This window comes from Candidatus Symbiopectobacterium sp. NZEC135, assembly GCF_025962695.1.
Genome location: NZ_JAGFPF010001279.1, coordinates 1 through 624 on the forward strand (window position 1 = coordinate 1; position 624 = coordinate 624).

Below are 624 nucleotides of genomic sequence, written 5' to 3' on the forward strand. Positions count from 1 at the left end.
TCCTGACGCTCTTTCAGCAGCCCTTCAAACATATTGACCGGGCCGATAAATTCGGCGCTGAAACGCGTGGTCGGGTGTTCATAAATCTCTTCCGGCTCGCCGATTTGCACAAACTTGCCGCGATTCATGATGGCGATGCGCCCGGCCATGGTCATGGCCTCTTCCTGATCGTGGGTCACCATCACGCAGGTCACGCCAACACGCTCAAGAATATCCACCACTTCCAGTTGCATACGGTCGCGCAGCTTTTTGTCCAGTGCGCCCATCGGCTCATCCAGCAGCAGCAGTTTCGGGCGTTTAGCCAGACTGCGCGCCAGTGCCACGCGCTGACGCTGACCGCCGGAAAGCTGATGCGGTTTACGCCCGGCAAACTCCTGCATATGCACCAGCGTCAGCATTTCTTCCACCCGGTCTTTAATTTCAGCGCGGGACAGCTTGTCCTGCTTCAAACCGAAAGCGATATTCTTCTCAACCGTCATATGCGGAAACAGGGCATACGACTGAAACATCATATTGATAGGGCGCTGATAGGGCGGTACCAGCGACAGATCCTGTCCATCCAGCACAATCTGCCCCTGCGTGGGGTGTTCAAAACCGGCCAACATACGCAACAGGGTGGATTTA

Annotated in this window: 1 protein-coding gene; it reads right to left on the reverse strand. The window is 55.6% G+C overall.

What is annotated here, in order from left to right; genetic code table 11:
- Window positions 1–624: polyamine ABC transporter ATP-binding protein (gene potA / locus J5224_RS33820; protein ID WP_264629238.1), on the reverse strand; the 624-nt coding region annotated here is incomplete at both ends.